General features: G+C 63.4%; 11 protein-coding genes. 6 read left to right on the forward strand and 5 right to left on the reverse strand.

From position 1 onward, the window contains the following. Positions 1-68: 68 nt before the first annotated feature. Entirely contained in the window at positions 69-1,115 is a 1,047-nt protein-coding gene (locus tag BUS12_RS18775) for a hypothetical protein (protein ID WP_074298168.1), read from the reverse strand. 537 nt (positions 1,116-1,652) lie between these two features. On the opposite strand from BUS12_RS18775, the gene BUS12_RS18780 reads away from it, so the two are divergent. The 5 genes from BUS12_RS18780 (at position 1,653) to BUS12_RS18800 (ending at position 9,351) form a co-directional block, all read left to right on the forward strand. Then, positions 1,653-4,514, forward strand: a complete 2,862-nt coding sequence (locus BUS12_RS18780; RefSeq protein ID WP_074298170.1) for a 2-oxoglutarate dehydrogenase E1 component — start codon at positions 1,653-1,655, stop codon at positions 4,512-4,514. Positions 4,515-4,627: 113 nt separating this feature from the next. Next, entirely contained in the window at positions 4,628-5,908 is a 1,281-nt protein-coding gene (odhB, locus tag BUS12_RS18785) for a 2-oxoglutarate dehydrogenase complex dihydrolipoyllysine-residue succinyltransferase (RefSeq protein ID WP_074298172.1), read from the forward strand. 146 nt (positions 5,909-6,054) lie between these two features. Continuing rightward, positions 6,055-7,485 carry a dihydrolipoyl dehydrogenase gene (lpdA, locus tag BUS12_RS18790; protein WP_074298174.1) on the forward strand — a complete coding sequence of 477 codons (1,431 nt, stop codon included), beginning with the start codon at positions 6,055-6,057 and terminating at the stop codon, positions 7,483-7,485. A gap of 93 nt (positions 7,486-7,578) precedes the next feature. Then, a complete protein-coding gene (gene zapE / locus BUS12_RS18795) occupies positions 7,579-8,676 on the forward strand; it encodes a cell division protein ZapE (protein ID WP_074298175.1) in 1,098 nt (365 codons plus the stop codon). Between the two features lie 219 nt (positions 8,677-8,895). After that, the gene (locus BUS12_RS18800) at positions 8,896-9,351 is read left to right on the forward strand and encodes a transposase (protein ID WP_074298177.1); all 456 of its coding nucleotides are present in this window, start codon (positions 8,896-8,898) and stop codon (positions 9,349-9,351) included. A gap of 151 nt (positions 9,352-9,502) precedes the next feature. On the opposite strand, the gene BUS12_RS18805 is transcribed toward BUS12_RS18800, so the two are convergent. From BUS12_RS18805 to BUS12_RS18820, 4 genes are all read right to left on the reverse strand, one after another. Then, on the reverse strand, positions 9,503-9,988 hold the full coding sequence (locus BUS12_RS18805; protein ID WP_074298179.1) for a DUF2147 domain-containing protein: 486 nt from the start codon (positions 9,986-9,988) through the stop codon (positions 9,503-9,505). 218 nt (positions 9,989-10,206) lie between these two features. Further along, positions 10,207-11,907 carry a ShlB/FhaC/HecB family hemolysin secretion/activation protein gene (locus tag BUS12_RS18810; protein WP_074298180.1) on the reverse strand — a complete coding sequence of 567 codons (1,701 nt, stop codon included), beginning with the start codon at positions 11,905-11,907 and terminating at the stop codon, positions 10,207-10,209. Between the two features lie 202 nt (positions 11,908-12,109). Continuing rightward, on the reverse strand, positions 12,110-13,546 hold the full coding sequence (locus BUS12_RS18815; RefSeq protein WP_074298182.1) for a collagen-like triple helix repeat-containing protein: 1,437 nt from the start codon (positions 13,544-13,546) through the stop codon (positions 12,110-12,112). Between the two features lie 134 nt (positions 13,547-13,680). After that, complete coding sequence (locus BUS12_RS18820) at positions 13,681-15,255, reverse strand: collagen-like triple helix repeat-containing protein (protein ID WP_074301575.1); 1,575 nt, start codon at positions 15,253-15,255, stop codon at positions 13,681-13,683. 650 nt (positions 15,256-15,905) lie between these two features. Here BUS12_RS18820 and BUS12_RS18825 point away from each other — a divergent pair. Next, the gene (locus BUS12_RS18825) at positions 15,906-16,076 is read left to right on the forward strand and encodes a Flp family type IVb pilin (protein ID WP_074298184.1); all 171 of its coding nucleotides are present in this window, start codon (positions 15,906-15,908) and stop codon (positions 16,074-16,076) included. The last annotated feature ends 83 nt before the right edge of the window (positions 16,077-16,159 follow it).

A 16,159-nucleotide genomic window follows, 5' to 3' on the forward strand; every position in this document is an offset into this window, starting at 1 on the left:
TCCGGGCATGCCCGGAACGGTTTTTTGTTTAGTGGTTCATGCCGGACTCCTTCGCCCGGTCAGTTATCCTAGTTGGTCGACGACGCTCCTCGCTTGAGCTCAATATGAGGGGGGGCGGAGAGATTAGGCTCGGGAAGCATTCTGTCAGGGGCAGGGACCGTAAGTGTTTGAGGTAGTGCAGCCCAATTGCTCGAATTGGGCGGATTAAAAAATGACACGCTGTCCGGCGCAGCACCGTCGCCGATCTCGGAGAAAGCTGAATCCATATATTGTCGCAAGGCGGTTTCCATTCGGTCCTGATTCTCGTAGGTGAACACACCGTTGTTCGGGTCGAAGATGGCATACCGCGCTGGGGCCGAGCTTCCGTGGGCGCCTGCCTCCTCGGGAAGCCGCTGTACCATCAACGCGTGACCGTTAATCGGTGGCTCCATCGCCTCGGCGGGTTGAATGGACGCGTGTATCAATGCGAGGCCCCCCGGAGGCATATTGCGCATGCTGCTCATAAGGCCATCTATGCGCCCGGTACGCGGCGTTAACCCGTCCGCATTGAAAAACGAGGTAGAGGAAAGGCGGTAATTCGTTAGTCCGAGGTTGGTTGGGCTGTCCTGGAATGACTCGATATTGTGGTAGAACTGTTCTGCGTCCGCTTTGTGGCTACTCTTCATATCGGTGTTCATGCTGCGGACCGCAGTTGGCAAGTCTGCCGTTCCCCCAGTGATGCCATAGTTGCGGTCGATGCGACGCATCGCGTCGCGAACGATGCCTTCGCATAATCCTTTCCCTTCGGTGCCTCGGGTCTCTGCGCGGTCGTTTTGATCGAATTTGACGTACGACGTACTGCCGTCCTTGAGAGCGTCGCCGCCTCGACATTCCCGAAACTCCGATCGCGCGCACGCTCCTAGTACACCGCCGCGCTTTCCCCGGCTCTGCGTGTCGCCTTTGGCCGCGTAGTGTCGCTGGTCATCTCGCCCCGCTGCAAACTGAAGCGGGGTGTCCGATTCTGCGAACATTCTCGGCTGACCCCGCTGCGCTAGCGCGGACTGCAGCCCGTCGGCGCGTGTGTCCTGGGGTAGGGTTCCGACAGAAGTGCTCGTGTATTGGGAAGTGAGTTCCATTTGCTGATCCTTCTAAAGTAAAAAATGCATACAGACCGACTGCACGCAACCCGACAGCGGGGCCGACTGTTCGGCGCCTGTGAGCGCCAATCCCGCAGCCGTGTTGCGTAGAGCTAGTGTGAGCAAATGGCTGCGGGCGAGGTGTTGAATAGATAGGGTGGAGAAGCAGTGGGGCCGATCTGGACGCGAACGCGGGGCCTGCATCCAGACGTAGGTGGATGCAGGCGTACAGCGTTGATTGCTTGGGAAGAAGTTCGCTGGTGCAGCGCAACAGGCGCCGCCCCGGTGCCATTTTGAGATTTGCAGAACAGTATTGCGCGCTTTGTGAAGGTGGCTGAAAGCCTGTTGCGGCGGGCCTTTGCGGCGCTGTGTCTGCTATCTGCACTATCTGTTATGTGATATGCTTCCGCGGATGCAAGTTAAGGTCCTTCCAAGCAAGACTTGATTCGCGCAATCCGCCAAACGGTCAGGCCGTGTCGCGGAAGGTTTCGGTAACCCGCTATTTCTCGAGAAACTCGAAGAAAGGTGAGCGTAAAAATGATGAAGCAATTCCAGTCGAACTCCTATCTGTTCGGCGGCAATGCTCCGTACGTAGAAGAAATGTACGAAGCGTATCTCGATAATCCGGCGTCAGTGCCCGAGAACTGGCGCAGCTATTTCGACGCGTTGCAGAACGTTCCTGCATCGGATGGCAGCAATGCCAACGACGTGGCCCATGGCCCGATCGTCGAATCGTTTGCGCAACGGGCCAAGGCCAACGCCTTCATCCCGCGCACCGCAGCCGGCGGCGAAGATCTCGCTACCGCACGCAAGCAGGTCTACGTACAGTCCCTCATCGGCGCATATCGCTTCCTTGGCACGCAATGGGCCAATCTCGATCCCCTGAAGCGCCGCGAACGTCCCGCCATTCCCGAACTTGAACCCGCGTTCTACGACTTCACCGAAGCCGACATGGACCAGGAGTTCAGCGCGACCAATCTGTATTTCGGTTTCGAGCGCGCCTCGCTGCGGGAAATCGTCAAGGCGCTGCGCGACACGTACTGCGGCACGATCGGTGTCGAGTACATGTACCTCAGCGACCCGGAACAGAAGCGCTGGTGGAAAGAGAAGCTCGAGTCGATCCGTTCGACGCCGAATTTCTCGAACGACAAGAAAAAGCACATCCTGAATCGCCTGACGGCCGCTGAAGGCCTCGAGCGCTTCCTGCACACCAAGTACGTCGGCCAGAAGCGCTTCTCGCTGGAAGGCGGCGAAAGCTTCATCGCCTCGATGGACGAAGTCGTGCGCCACGGCGGCGCTCGCGGCGTTCAGGAAATCGTCATCGGCATGGCTCACCGTGGCCGTCTGAACGTGCTGGTCAATACGCTCGGCAAGATGCCGGCTGACCTGTTTGCCGAATTCGAAGGCAAGCACGTGGACGACCTGCCGGCCGGCGACGTCAAGTACCACAAGGGTTTCTCGTCGGACGTCTCGACCGAAGGCGGCCCGGTTCACCTGTCGCTCGCGTTCAACCCGTCGCACCTTGAAATCGTCAACCCGGTGGTCGAAGGTTCGGCCAAGGCCCGGATGGACCGTCGCGGCGACGACAGCGGCCTGCAAGTGCTGCCGGTGCAGATCCACGGCGACGCGGCTTTCGCGGGCCAGGGCGTCGTGATGGAAACGCTGAACCTCGCGCAAACGCGCGGTTACGGCACGCACGGCACGCTGCACATCGTCATCAACAACCAGATCGGCTTCACCACGTCGGATCCGCGCGACTCGCGCTCGACGCTGTACTGCTCGGACGTCGTCAAGATGATCGAAGCACCGGTGCTGCACGTGAACGGTGACGATCCTGAAGCGGTGGTGCTGGCTACGCAGCTCGCCATCGACTTCCGGATGCAGTTCCACAAGGACGTCGTCGTCGACATCGTCTGCTTCCGCAAGCTGGGCCACAACGAGCAGGACACGCCGGCGGTCACGCAGCCGCTGATGTACAAGACGATTGCGAAGCACCCGGGCACGCGCGCGCTGTACGCTGAAAAGCTGGTGCAGCAAGGCGTGATCACGGCCGCGGAAGGCGACGAATTCGTCAAGGCGTACCGCAAGGCGATGGACGAAGGCCACCACACCGTGGACCCGGTTCTGTCGAACTACAAGAGCAAGTACGCGGTCGACTGGGTGCCGTTCCTGAACCGCAAGTGGACCGACGCTGCGGACACCGCAGTGCCGCTCGCCGAATTGAAGCGCCTTGCCGAGCGCATCACCACGATCCCGGAAAACTTCAAGGTTCACCCGCTGGTCGAGCGCGTCATCAACGACCGTCGCGCGATGGGCCGTGGCGAAGCGAAGCTCGACTGGGGCATGGGCGAGCATCTGGCATTCGCGTCGCTGGTCGCGTCCGGCTATGCCGTGCGCCTGACCGGTCAGGACTCGGGCCGCGGCACGTTCACGCACCGTCACGCGGTGCTGCACGACCAGAACCGCGAACGCTGGAACGACGGCACGTACGTGCCGCTGCAGAACATCTCCGAAGGTCAGGCGAAGTTCACGGTGATCGACTCGGTGCTGTCGGAAGAAGCCGTTCTGGGCTTCGAATACGGCTACTCGACCGCTGAACCGAACACGTTCGTCGCATGGGAAGCGCAGTTCGGCGACTTCGTGAACGGCGCGCAAGTCGTGATCGACCAGTTCATCTCGTCGGGCGAAGTGAAGTGGGGCCGCGTCTCGGGTCTCACGATGCTGCTGCCGCACGGCTACGAAGGCCAGGGTCCGGAGCACTCGTCGGCGCGTATCGAACGTTTCCTGCAACTGTGCGCAGACCACAACATGCAGGTCGTTCAGCCCACTACGCCGGCGCAGATTTTCCACCTGCTGCGCCGTCAGATGATCCGCCTGTTCCGCAAGCCGCTGATCGTCGCCACGCCGAAGTCGCTGCTGCGTCACAAGGAAGCCGTGTCGGACCTGTCCGAACTGGCGAAGGGCGCGTTCCAGCCGATCATCGGTGAAGTGGACGAAGCGGTCGAAGCGAAGAAGGTCAAGCGCGTGGTGGCCTGCTCGGGCCGCGTGTACTACGACCTCGTCGCACATCGCCGCGAAGCGAAGGCCTACGACGTCGCGATCATCCGTATCGAACAGCTCTATCCGTTCGCGCACAAGCAGTTCGAAGCGGAAATGAAGAAGTACGACAACGCAACCGAAGTGGTCTGGGTGCAGGACGAGCCGCAGAATCAGGGCCCGTGGTTCTACATCGAGCATCACCTGAAGGAAGGCATGAAGGACGGCCAGAAGCTGGCCTACAGCGGCCGTCCGGCGTCGGCTTCGCCTGCGGTCGGCTACTACGCGAAGCATTACGAGCAGCAGAAGGCGTTGGTCGAAGGGGCATTCGGCCGTCTCAAGAGCGCATCGATCGCTAAATAACCACCAGAACCGAACCGGGAAAGCGCAGGGCGCTTTCCCGCGCCGCGTCTGAAGGTTCATACACGGTTCGCAGACGGTTCGTAGTCACCAGATACGTATTCAGGAAAATCACAATGGCTATTGTAGAAGTCAAGGTCCCCCAGCTTTCGGAGTCGGTGTCGGAAGCCACCATGCTGCAGTGGAAGAAGAAGCCCGGCGACGCTGTCGCCGTGGACGAAATCCTCATCGAAATCGAGACCGACAAGGTCGTGCTGGAAGTGCCGGCCCCCTCGGCTGGCGTGCTCGCGCAAGTGATCGCCAACGACGGCGACACCGTCACCGCTGACCAGGTGATCGCGAAGATCGACACGGAAGGCACGGCTGGCGCCGCTGCCGTCGAAGCAGAAGTGAAGCCGGCTCCGGTTGCGGCTCCCGCACCGGCAGCAGCGCCTGCTGCTCAAGCTGCATCCGCAACGGGTGCCAGCACGGCCGCTTCGCCGGCCGCCGCCAAGCTGCTGGCGGAAAAGAACCTGACCTCGGGCGACGTCGCCGGCACGGGCCGCGACGGCCGCATCACCAAGGGTGACGTGCTGACCGCCGGCGCCGCTCCGGCACCGGCCGCCAAGGCTGCGCCGGCACCGGTCGCTGCGAAGGCCGCCAAGCCGTCGCTGCCGGACGTGAAGGCGCCGGCTTCCGCCGAAGCCTGGCTGAAGGACCGCCCGGAACAACGCGTGCCGATGTCGCGTCTGCGCGCGCGTATCGCCGAGCGTCTGCTCGAGTCGCAGCAAACCAACGCCATCCTCACGACGTTCAACGAAGTGAACATGGCGCCGGTGATGGACCTGCGCAACAAGTACAAGGACAAGTTCGAGAAGGAACATGGCGTGAAGCTCGGCTTCATGTCGTTCTTCGTCAAGGCGGCGGTTCACGCGCTGAAGAAGTTCCCGCTGGTGAACGCGTCGATCGACGGTAACGACATCGTCTATCACGGCTACTTCGACATCGGTATCGCGGTCGGTTCGCCGCGTGGCCTGGTGGTGCCGATCCTGCGCAATGCCGATCAGCTGAGCCTCGCCGACATCGAAAAGAAGATTGCTGAATTCGGCCAGAAGGCCAAGGACGGCAAGCTGTCGATCGAAGAAATGACGGGTGGCACGTTCTCGATCTCGAACGGCGGTGTGTTCGGCTCGATGCTGTCGACGCCGATTATCAACCCGCCGCAATCCGCGATTCTGGGCGTGCACGCCACCAAGGAACGCGCGGTGGTCGAAAACGGCCAGATCGTGATCCGCCCGATGAACTACCTGGCGCTGTCGTACGACCACCGGATCATCGACGGTCGCGAAGCGGTGCTGTCGCTGGTTGCCATGAAGGACGCGCTGGAAGATCCGGCACGCCTGCTGCTCGACCTGTAAGCGTCGGTACGGCAAAGGCGCCGGCTTGTGATCGCACGAGCCGGCGCCATATAAAGCAAGCCGCAAGCATCTAGCACTCCGTAGTACTGGAACGACGCGCGCCGCGAAGCGTGGCTGCGCGTTGCTCCGTCATCAAAAGGATTGTCATGTCCAAAGAATTTGACGTCGTCGTGATCGGTGCCGGTCCCGGCGGCTACATCGCAGCCATCCGCGCTGCGCAGCTCGGCAAGAGCGTGGCCTGTATCGAGAAGTGGAAGAACCCGGCCGGCGCGCTGAAGCTCGGCGGCACCTGCCTGAACGTGGGTTGCATTCCGTCGAAGGCGCTGCTCGCGTCGTCGGAAGAGTTCGAAAACGCGTCGCATCACCTGGCCGACCACGGCATCAGCGTGGAAAACGTGTCGGTCGACATTGCGAAGATGCTGGCCCGCAAGGAAGGCATCGTCGAGAAGATGACGAAGGGTATCGAATTCCTGTTCCGCAAGAACAAGATCACATGGCTGAAGGGCCATGGCAAGTTCACCGGCAAGACGGACGCCGGCGTGCAGATCGAGGTGAGCGGCGAAGGCGAAACCGAAGTGGTTACGGCGAAGAACGTGATCATCGCCACGGGTTCGAAGGCGCGTCACCTGCCGAACATCCCGGTCGACAACAAGATCGTTGCCGACAACGAAGGCGCGTTGAGCTTCGACTCCGTGCCGAAGAAGCTGGCCGTGATCGGCGCCGGCGTGATCGGTCTGGAACTGGGCTCGGTGTGGCGTCGTCTCGGTGCTGAAGTCACGGTGCTCGAGGCGCTGCCGGAATTCCTCGGCGCGGCTGACCAGGCGCTGGCGAAGGAAGCGGCCAAGCAGTTCAAGAAGCAGGGTCTGGATATTCACGTGGGCGTGAAGGTCGGCGAAGTGACGACGACCGACAACAGCGTCACGCTGAACTACACGGACAAGGACGGCAACGCGCAGAAGCTGGAAGCGGACCGCCTGATCGTGTCGATCGGCCGCGTGCCGAACGCCGACAACCTCGGCCTCGAAGCGATCGGCCTGAAGGCCAACGAACGCGGCTTCATCGACGTGGACGACCACTGCGCAACGGCCGTGCCGAACGTGTACGCGATCGGCGACGTGGTGCGTGGCCCGATGCTTGCGCACAAGGCGGAAGACGAAGGCGTGCTGGTCGCTGAAATCATCGACGGTCAGAAGCCGCATATCGACTACAACTGCATTCCGTGGGTGATCTACACCGAGCCGGAAATCGCATGGGTCGGCAAGACGGAACAGGCGCTGAAGGCCGAAGGCCGCGAGATCAAGACGGGCCAGTTCCCGTTCATGGCCAACGGCCGCGCGCTCGGCATCAACAAGGCGGATGGTTTCGTCAAGATGATCGCCGACGCGAAGACCGACGAACTGCTCGGCGTGCACATCATCTCGGCGAACGCATCGGACCTGATCGCGGAAGCCGTGGTGGCGATGGAATTCAAGGCGGCGTCGGAAGACATCGGCCGGATTTGCCATCCGCACCCGTCGTTGTCCGAAGTCATGCGCGAAGCGGCACTCGCCGTGGACAAGCGCGCGCTGAACATGTAAAACGCGCGCACGCCTGACTGATCGCAGCAGCTTAGCTTTACGACGAAGGCGGGCGGGTTTCATCCCTCCCGCCTTCTTTTTTGCAGCCAGAAAATGAACGTCACCGAATACTACGAAAAAGAACTGCAGACGCGGGGTTATCAATCGGACCCGGCGCAGCGCGCGGCCGTGGACCGTCTGCAGCGGTGCTACGAAGAGTGGAGCGAATACAAATCGCGCCGCTCGAACGCGTTCAAGAAACTCTTGATCCATCCGGACCTGCCGCGCGGCGTCTACATGTGGGGCGGGGTCGGGCGCGGCAAGAGCTTCCTGATGGACAGCTTCTTTACGGTGGTGCCGCTGTATCGCAAGACGCGTCTGCATTTTCACGAGTTCATGCGTGAAGTGCATCGCGAACTCGAAGAGCTGAAAGGCACGGCCGATCCGCTCGACGAACTCGCACGGCGCATTGCCAGGCGTTACCGGCTAATCTGTTTCGACGAATTCCACGTCTCCGACATCGCCGACGCGATGATCCTGTACCGCCTGCTCGACAAGCTGTTCGAGAACGGCGTGCAGTTCGTGATGACGTCCAACTACGATCCGGATCTGCTGTATCCGGACGGCCTGCACCGCGACCGCATGCTGCCGGCAATCGAACTGATCAAGAGCAAGCTCGACGTGGTCAACGTGGATGCGGGCATCGACTACCGGCAGCGCACGCTGGCCCAGGTCGAGGTGTATCACACGCCGCTTGGCGCGGCCTCGGACAAGGCCCTGCGCGACGCTTTCGCGCGCCTCGCCGCGGTGCCCGACGAAAGCCCGATCCTGCACATCGAGAAGCGCGAGCTCAAAGCGCTGCGCAAGGCGGACGGCGTGGTCTGGTTCGACTTCGCCACGCTGTGCGGCGGCCCGCGCTCGCAGAACGACTACCTGGAACTGGCGAGCCGCTTTCACGCGGTGGTGCTGTCGGGCGTGCCGCAGATGAGCGCGCGGATGGCCTCGGAAGCGCGGCGCTTTACGTGGCTGATCGACGTGTTCTACGACCATAAGGTCAAGCTGCTGATGTCCGCCGCCGTGCCGCCCGAGCAGTTGTATACCGACGGCCCGATGGCCAACGAGTTCACCCGGACGGTGTCGCGCATTGTCGAGATGCAATCGAAGGAGTATCTCGACGCGCCGCGCCGGATCGTCGATACGTCGCTGACCTGAGCGTTAGCGCAGAGGGGCGCGAGGGGCGCTCAAGCGCTTCTCGCGACACCGGCTGATCCCGCGGTTCACCCGGAACCGCGTTCTTTTGCGATAGATCAGGGTCTGCGGGCCAATGCCGGGCGGTCGCGGGCGCATTTTCAAGATTCAGATTGATCTTATATTCGGTCCGGGGGCAAGCCGATATCTTCTTAGTCATACATTTTGACGAAGGAGAAGTCCATGACCCCGTACCGCGATATCAATGACGAAGAATGGCAGCGCATTGCACCGCTGCTCCCCGAACTGCGTCCGCGTTCCGAATTGCGTGGCCGGCCGCTCGCCAACACACGCTCCGTGCTCAACGGCGTGCTGTGGGTGATGTACAGCGGCGCCACCTGGTCCGCCATGCCGCGCAAATACCCGTCGTATCAAACCTGTCATCGGCGCTTCAAGGCGTGGCATGAGTCGGGCGTGCTCAAGCGCGTGATGGATCAACTCTTCGGCGAAGCGGGCACAGAACTGTGCGGCATGATGGAAGCGCGCATGCGTATCCACGTCAGCCCGGAAGAGAGGGCCGCGCGCACCGCTGCGGAGCCCGTCGCGCCGACGAGGCCGCCGGTCTTTGGCCCGGGGTCTTCACCGTCGGCGCTGCCCTCGGTATTCAGCCTCGCGGGATCCTTCAAGCACGCTGCATGACGAGTCCAATGAATGGATCCCACCCAGGCATAAAAAACCGGCCGCACGAGAAAATCGTCGGCCGGTTTTTCTATCTGCCTGCGGCGCCGCGCGATGCGCCGCAGGCAGGTGCAGTGACCCGCGCGGTGATCCACGCACAGGCCTTTAAAACTTATTGCTGGCGAATCCAGGTCTGCGAACGGCCCAGCAGCGAAACGCCGATATACCCCCGCACCACCAGTTTCTGACCGCCGTCTTCCAGGTGCATCTTGCACTTGTAGATCTTGCCGTTTTCCGGGTCGAGAATCTGTCCATCGTCCCAGCCGTCGTCCACCTTTTTCATGTCGTTGATGATCGTCATGCCGAGGATCAACTGATCTTTGCGCGCATCCGTGCACGCCGTGCAGCGGCGCTCGGGCTGGTCGTTCGGGCCGAGGCCTTTGATCACCTTGCCGTCCAGCGCGCCGCTGCTGTCCTGGGTGATCTGCACGAGCGCCTTGGGCTGGCCCGTGTGATCGTCGATGGTTTGCCACGTGCCGACCGGGCTATCGGCCTGCGCCATCGCGGTGACGGCACTGGCGAGCAGCACGCCGGCGAGCGCGGCCTGTCTGGCGGTGCGCATCATCATGGCGCGGGTGCGTTGGGTGAATGGTGTCATTGTCTTCCTCCTTGAGAAAAGTCGGCGCGATCATGGTCGCGCGGCGTTATTGGCATGTCGGGCGACGCGGGGTCTCCTCATGCCGGGGTGTTGCCGGGTTGGTCAGCGCAGAATACGTGAAAGTGCCCGGTCCGTTTGATAGTGGACCCTCTAGTCAAACCGGCGGCGCGTGCCTGGTACGCCCAGGCGCAACGCGCCGCACGAACCTCACACGCCGTTCAATTCAGCTGATACGAGAAAGTGGCGTTGATCCGCGGGCTGCGCGAGGCACTTTCAACCGGCGCATCGCCGACCGCCTTGCCCACCGACAGATCGAGCGTGTAGTACTTCGAATCGGAAATGCGGAAACCGAACGAGATCGAAGAAAGCTTCGACGGCGACGGCGTGCCCGCGTGCAGATAGACGCGCGCCATGTCGAACGACACATACGGCGTGACGCTTTGCAGATAGGTGTAGCCCGGCGTGAAGCCGCGATTGATTTCGACCGATGCTCCCCAGCCCGAATCCCCCGACGCCTCACCCGGTTCATAGCCCTGCGCAAAATGCTGCGCGCCGAACGAGATCTGCTCCGAGGTCGGCAGCGAATCCGGGCTGTACTGGCCCGTCATGGCGATGGCGGTGCCGATCTTGAGCGGCCACTCGTTGGTCTGCGAGAAGCTCGCGCCGGTGCGCGTGAAGTTGAGCGAGACGGGATTGGTTTCCACCACGCCAGGGATGTTCGAATCGCCGGACTTCGACGCGCCCAGAATGTTGAAGGCCTGCGCGACGTTGACGCTCGCCTTGCGCACCTGGCCCGTCTGCACGCTGGTGTAGTCGGCCTGCAACTGCAGCACGCGGACTTGCGAGCGCAGCCCGATCTGCGCGCCGTTGATCGTGTTGTGATAGTCGTCTTCGTCGTGCGAGGCGTAGGCCGACACGGTGCCGAGCACGCTCTGGCTGTTGCTCAGGAGCAGAGGATACGACAGCGAGCCGCCGAGCTTGTCGTTGATCACGGTGCGCTCCACGTAGGAGGGCAGGCCGGGGTTGTCCACCGGATTGCCGCGATAGTGCGACGCATCGATCTTCGCCACCAGGCCGTCGCTGCCGATCGGCAGCGCGCCGTGGGCGGCGAGGTAAGTAACGTTGTCGCGGCCTTTGGGCAGCAGCGCCGAGATGCTCAGTTGCTCGCCCAGCGACGTGAGGCCGTTCTCGGTCGCGGTCAGCAGCCCCTGCACGCCGGGCTGGTTGAAGTTGACCCCGGTGCTGACGTTGACGGCCTTGTGCTCGACCTTGAGTTCGAGCGTGGTGGCGCCGTCGGTGTTCTGCGGCGGCGGCACGTTGGCGGCGACCTTGATGCCCGGCAGAATGCCCAGCACGTTGATGTAGCGCTCAAAGGTGGCGCGGCGCAGCGGCCGGTCGTCGCGGATGTGTTCGGCGATCGCGCGAATCTTCTCTTCTTCCTTGCCCGGATTGCCGGTGACCTTGACCTCGGACACATAGCCTTCGACGATCGTCACGCGCACCACGCCGTTCTCGAAGGTCTGCGCCGGCACGAACGCAAACGACAGCGCATAGCCGCGCGCCTGGTACAGCTTGGTGACGCCGTCGGCCACCTGGATCAGGTCGGCGATGGTGATGTCCTTGCCGACGAGCGGGGTGAAGCGTTGCGCGACGTCGTCGAACGGAATCGATTTCACGCCCTCGACCTGAAACTTGGTGGGCGTCACGTGGGTCGCGAGCAGGGCCTGCAATTGCGGCGCCTGCGGCTGGACCTGCAGCGTGACGTTGGGCCCTTTGTCGGGCGCGTTGACTTGCGGGATCGAATCGAGCGGATTGCCCCCCACGGGATTGCCGCCGACCGCCGGACGCGATTGCGCCTGCACTGCGCCCGCGGCCATCGCCGCGAGCAGAAGTGTCCATCTGCCGTACCCGAGTTTCATCGGTATTCCCTCGTATGCCGTTCTTATCGTGCGGACGCGTCGCCCGGCCAGGCTGATCGTGAACGCTTGTGTGTGGCTTCGCGCATACTGCCATGCCTGCGCGTGTTATGCCACGTGCTCCGTGCGTTGCGGAGCACGTGGCTCATGCGAACTGCCTGTGCGAACTGAGATCTCTCACGGCTTGCTCACCCAGTGATGCGGACTACTTATGTTGCGTGGGCAGCAGTCCGCCGAGCAGCGAGGTCACGCCGCTCGTGGCGCTGCTCGACGAACTCGTCGCGTTGGTGAGCGTGCCGGTGACCGTCGCGACGAGACCTGTGACCGGTGTCAGCAGCGAACCGGCCGGCGTGCCGTTGGCCGCGCTGGTGACGGTGCCCAGTACGCCGGTGAGCGCCGAGAGCGGATTGGAACTGCTGGTTGCGCTGCCCAGCGTCGAGGTGACCGAGCCGAGCGGAACGCCGCTGAGCAGACCGGTCACCGACGCGAGCGGCGTGCCGGCGGTGGCCGACGAGAGCGCCGACAACGGCGTGCTGCCGAGCAGCGAGGTCACCGAGGTGAGCGGATTGGCGCCGAGCCCGAGGCTCGTCAGCGTGGCGTTCAGCGGTCCCAGCAGGCCGTTGGCGGAGGCGCCGGTCGGCGGCCCGCCGGCCACGACTGCGGTGGTGCTGCCAAACAGGCTCGTGATCAGACCGGGAATCGGCGCGGCGCCGTTCGGGCCGTTCGGATTGACGAGACCGCCGGCGTTCGTGACCGTGTTGCCGAGCGAGCCGACGAGGTTGCCGACATCGGTGCCGAGCGGATTCTGCGTCGTCGAGGCGATGGTCGAGCCGGCCGAGCCCAGCGCGCCGCCGACTTGCGCCAGCACGCCCGAGACTGGCACGCCGAGGCCGGTCGTGGTGCCGACCGTTTGCGTCAGGATCCCCGCGCTCTGCACGAGCGGCGTGATGGCGGTGCTGACCGGCTGGGTGATCTGTTGCACCGGCGCCGACGACAGCACGTTGCCGAGCGTCGTGCCGCCGAAGCTGAGTGCGCCGGCCGCGGTGCTGAGGGTGCTGGCGAGCGGCGTCGTGAGCGGCGCCAGCGGCGCGAGCGTGCCGGTGCCGAGGCCGCCGACGGTCGTGCTGAGGCCTTGCACCACGCCGCTCGTCGACGCGACCACCGAGCCGAGACCCGCGACCGTCGTGCCGACCGGATTGGCCGTCGAGCCGGTCTGGCCGACGCCGTTGCTGACCGCATTGGCGAGCGCCGTGAGCGTGCCGCTACTGGCCGACACCGTGTTGCCGAGACCTTGCGTCACCTGCGAATTCAGACCGGGCAGCGTCTGCGACGAGATGGTCGTGCCGAGATCGTTGACGGTCTTCGCCGCCGTCGTCACCGTCCCCGCGGTGCCGCTTGCGCTGGTGGTGGTCGTCGTGCTGCCGCCCGAGCCGGTGGTGCTCGTGCCGCCGCCGGAGCCGGTGGTGGTGGTCGTGCCGCCGCTCGAGCCGCTACCGGTGTTTGAGGTGGAGGGCGGCGCGTTGACGCTGCTGCCGCCACAAGCGGCGAGGAGGCACGCGACGGCGAGGGCGGTGAGCGGTACGCGCAGCGACGACAGTGTTGCGCGGGCCGCCTCGTGAACAAAAAAACGTGGGGTGGACATAGGGTGCTCCTCGGTCTCTTGTGAGTCTGACTGGATGGTCTCCACGCGCCGGTGCAACCGTTTCTGAGCGGCGCGGCTCAGTTCAGGTCAGGTCAAGTGGGAAGCCGCGCAGGCGCGGCCGCCCATCTGCCTGGTTACTTTTTCGCAATCCCGCCGAGCAGACCGCCGACCAGCGACGTCACGGGCGACAACAGGCTGCCCACCGCGCCGCCGCCGCTCGTCGACGTCAGGCCGCTGACGAGGCCGGTCGATGCGGTCGTGGTGGTGCTCTTGGTCGCGTTGCTGGCGGTCGTGGTGGCGCTGCCGAGCGTACCGGTGACCGTGGACAGGAGGCCCGTGACCGGAGCGAGCGGGCTGCTGCTGCCGCCGCTGGCGCTGCTGAGCGTGCCGGTCAGGCTCGAGACGAGGCTGGTGACGGGCGCGAGCGGGCTGCCGCTGCCGCCGCTGGCGCCGCTAAGCGTGCTGGTCAGGCTCGAGAGGAGACCGGTGACGGGCGCGAGCGGGTTGCTGCTGGAGGTGCCGCCGGCTACTGAACCGAGGCTGCCGAGCAGGCCGGTCAGCGGGGCGAGCGGGCTGCTGCTGGAGGTGCCGCCGGCCACTGAACCGAGGCTGCCGAGCAGGCCGGTCAACGGGGAGAGCGGGCCGCTGCTGGAGGTGCCGCCGGCCACTGAACCGAGGCTGCCGAGCAGACCGGTCAACGGTGCGAGCGGGTTCGTGCTGCCGCCCGTCAGCAGACCGCCCACCGAGGTCACCGTTGTGCCGGTGCTGGTGACGACACCGCCGAGACCGGTCGTGACCGGGTTGCCGCCGGCCGAGGCGATCGTGCTGCCGACCTTGCCCAGGCCGTTGCCGACGGTCGACAGCAGGCCGCTGAGCGGTGCGCCGAGACCGGTAGCCGTGCCGACGGTTTCGGTTGTGGACGCAACCATCGAGGTGATCGGCGTGATGGCCGTGCTGAGCGTTTGCGTGACCTGCTCGACCGGACCGGTCGAGAGTGCCGTGGTCAGGGTGCTGCCGCCGTTGGTGACGGCGCCGCCGAGTGTGTCGATCACGCCGCCGAGCGGCGACGTCACGGGTGCGAGCGGGGCGAGTGCGCCGCTGCCGAGGCTCGTCACGAGATTGCCGGTGCTGGTGACCGCGCCGCCGACATTGCCGACCACGCCGCCGAGGCTCGATACCGTGGTGCCGATCGCGTTGCCGCCGGTGCCGAGCTGGCCGAGACCTGCAGTGAGACCATTGCCGAGCGTGGAGACGGCTGCGCCCACGTTGTCCACGATGCCGGCAGCCGCTTGAGTGGTTGCCGTGCTGACGCCCGGAAGAGATTGCGAGCCGATCACCGAGCCGATGCCCGAGACCGTCGAGCCAACGTTGCTGACGATATTGCCCGTGTTGCCGGCTACGGTGCCGAGTGCATTTGCGGTTGCAGTGGTGGTCGAACCGCCGCCCGTCGTGGTGGTGCCGCCGCCGGTGTTGCTGCTCGTGGTCGTCCCCGAACCCGAGCCCGAACCCGAACCGTCCGAGCCGCCGGATGTTGCGCCCATGCCACCGCTGGTCGTCGACAGTGCGCCCCCGTCACTGCCGCTACCGCTGCCCCCCGTCCCCGAACTCAAGGTTCCCGAGCCCCCGCAAGCGCTCAACGACAGCATCGCTGCCACCGTTGCCGCGATCAATGTTGCCCGTACCGTGAGATTAGCCGTTTGAATGTTCATGTCGCCCTCGAATCGCATGTGTTGTTGGATAGTGCTGCGTGCCTATCTCTGCAACACCCGTGCCATTTCCACTGGAGAATGCGCAATGAATTCTGTTTGAATGGCGCAAAGCGAGACGCGGTGTGGATTTGCGGCTGATTGATGTAGCGCTTATCGAATCGGAATCAGGCGTGAATGATGGCCATTGAAAACGGTTCCGCGCCGGGCGTAACGTAACGAGCCGGACCGGGCGTTACGGTGGGGTGCGTAACGTGAGGGGACGTGTTGCTTGAAACGGTTTGTTCAAACGGATAATTAGTGGAGCGAATCTAACCTATGGTTAGTCCTATGTGCTGCAACGCACGAACTGCCGTTAATCTACGTAGACAGACGGCTTCAAACAAAATAGCGCCCGCGCAACAGCCGACAATTGCTTAAATACGATTGATACGCTATAAAAGCCGAAAGCATCGAAGATTGACGAGGGAGGTGCGATATCGAACAGACGGCCAAATGTAATTTACCGCTTTGAAGCCGGCTGCGATGAACAAGGTGTGGCAGTGCAAAAGACCCGTGTCGATGAACGAGAGAATCATCGGCCACGGCACTGACGACACCCTCATCACATGCAGCGCAAATACGAATGAATACCGCAAGTTCCGAGGGCGAAAATGAAAAAGTTCACTACAAGATTCCTGAGAGATAACAAAGGGGTGACGGCAATCGAGTACGGTCTGATTGCCGGTTTGATCGCACTTGCGATCGTTGGCACGATCACCACTGTGGGTACCGATCTGAGCGGCTTGTTCAGTACCATCGCCAGCAAGATTCCGACTACGTAATTGGCGGTGGCAGCTCGTTTAGGCGCGAGCGATGGCTATTGGCATGCTTGCCGCTTAGCCCGCGCCTTTTAAGAGCACTGGTC

It is taken from the genome of Paraburkholderia phenazinium (assembly GCF_900142845.1).
Classification (GTDB): Bacteria; Pseudomonadota; Gammaproteobacteria; order Burkholderiales; family Burkholderiaceae; genus Paraburkholderia; species Paraburkholderia phenazinium_A.